Annotated in this window: 2 protein-coding genes; both read left to right on the top strand. The window is 38.8% G+C overall.

Annotated features, from left to right (window positions below):
- Window positions 1-509: sigma-70 family RNA polymerase sigma factor (locus AC3Y2E_RS34530; RefSeq protein WP_379217968.1), on the top strand; the 509-nt coding region annotated here is incomplete at its 5' end.
- Between the two features lie 110 nt (window positions 510-619).
- On the top strand, window positions 620-928 hold the full coding sequence (locus tag AC3Y2E_RS34525) for a helix-turn-helix domain-containing protein (RefSeq protein WP_379217965.1): 309 nt from the start codon (window positions 620-622) through the stop codon (window positions 926-928).
- The last annotated feature ends 1,072 nt before the right edge of the window (window positions 929-2,000 follow it).

Genomic DNA, 2,000 nt, shown 5'->3' with positions numbered 1-2,000 from the left:
ATATAGATTATAATACCTCCTTCCATTACAGTCGGTTACAACAAGCTTTTCAAAGATTTTTTTTTAACATTCGATTTAAAAAATATCTATATTCATTAATTAAGTTTGCGAATGTTGATTATGGAAGAAAGATAAAGAAAGAAAAGGAACGATATATTTGTTCTTTTGACTCACCAGTTGGAGAAGAAGGAGAAGTGACACTGGGAGAAATTCTAGTTATAAAAATGGAAGATAGAGTGGAGAACACTACTTTTAAAGACCCTGAATTATTTAGCATGTCTTTTGATAATGAAATGCTATATTTCGCTTTTTCCAAACTATCGCAAAGACAAAAGAGGGTATTAACGTTGGTTTTTTCTGGTGATTTTAGAGATAGTCAAATCGCTAGGCAGCTATCCGTTTCACAACAGGCAGTCTCTAAAACAAAAACGACTGCTCTTCATAATATTAGGATGGAGATGTGTCAACTGGGATATAGCGGAAGCAGTTCCAGAAAAGAAATCAGTTAATCTTATTAGAATCTAATGTAAGTTTTTGCATACAAGAGGCCATTACTACAGAGCATCTTCAAAAAGTAAATATCCCGCAGTAGATTATTATGTTAGGGGGGGATTAGAGATTGAATACCCACGATCTGTACGATCTTGTTATTAGAGCCAAGTGTGGGGAGCAAAATGCTATGGAAGAAATAATCAATTTATTTCTCCCCTATATTAGAAAACTCAGTAAAACTGTCACTCCACAAGATAGGAACGACCTAGAGCAAGAAATAACAGAGAAAATAATAAGAGTGGTGTATAAATATGACATTTGTGAAATTCCGAACTTCACCACTTTCTTGAAAATGAATAAACTTGGAATTGTAGACTCAGTTGAACAGCAATTCACATTGCCCGGCACAAAGCCAATAAAACACGAAGCTACATAATCTATTGAATGAACTGCACTGCTTATAAAGTCCTGTTTCCCGATCTTGTTTAGTTCAAGAACGTATGCTTCTGAACTCCCCCAACAGAAACAGAAAGATCGATCTATCTGACCAGATTGGCCTGGTGGATCGTCGATCTTTTTCACGTTCTGGCAGTCCAGCCCCGAGGTCCCGTTTGCCTGGTCGTCGTTCCAGTAGATGTTGAACATTGATGCGCCAAGAATGTCGGCGATCGCTGCAAACGATCGCCCTTCCAAGTGCAAACAAATTGCCAAATATCTCTCGTACAGTCGGGTACAGTCCGTCTCGAGCACAGCTTTTTTGGAACAGAGTGATTTCTTTTGATGGATCATGTTTATCCTGTCTTCCGGTGTTCTCTTCAACTGGAGCAGCAGGTTGCCGATACGATCGCCCATAGGCATCCGGTCGAAGCCGGTTTAGAGGTGTAACTTTGAAGATCACAGTTTGGGATTCAGCTACGCTAGACATACGAAGAAGCATGCCGCTTATCGTCAAGAAACGCTGCCAGCGCTGAAGAACAGCTTACCAACCGAAGCATTAAGCACTTGCTGTTTGAAGATTGAGTCTATGATTAGGGCTTATTTGACGTTGCAATACAACCGGTTCTTGAAAGGAGAACAACGTAAAATTCAAACGTATGGTCATCATGAAGGTGCCAAGCTATTTGCGGCCATTAATAGCTACAAGGCTTTCTTACAAGAACACCCACCGCTTCAACTTGTCTTTCGCCGAAGTACAGCTCGGAGTTGAATCCGGTCTAAGGCTTATGGAAGTGGTTGAAATCCGACGTCATCAATAACATCCTCAGCAAGTTTTTATCACGTTCGCAGACACGTCGCCGCTTTTTTGAAACGCCTCTTGATTCAAGTATAAGGATCATTCAGTTCATCTTATATAGTACTAATACTTTTTCGTAAAACCGATAATAGAGTTGGTAAAGTCTTTATGGTAAAAGGATAGTAGGAGATAGGAGTTAGACATTTACAAATTTTATAAAATAAATAAACCATATGACTGAAATGAACGTCTATAAATTAACATTATTTTTTAA

The organism is Paenibacillus sp. MAH-35, assembly GCF_058135425.1.
Note: the sequence above shows the minus strand (reverse complement) of the source record. Positions and strands in the feature narration are given on the sequence as shown.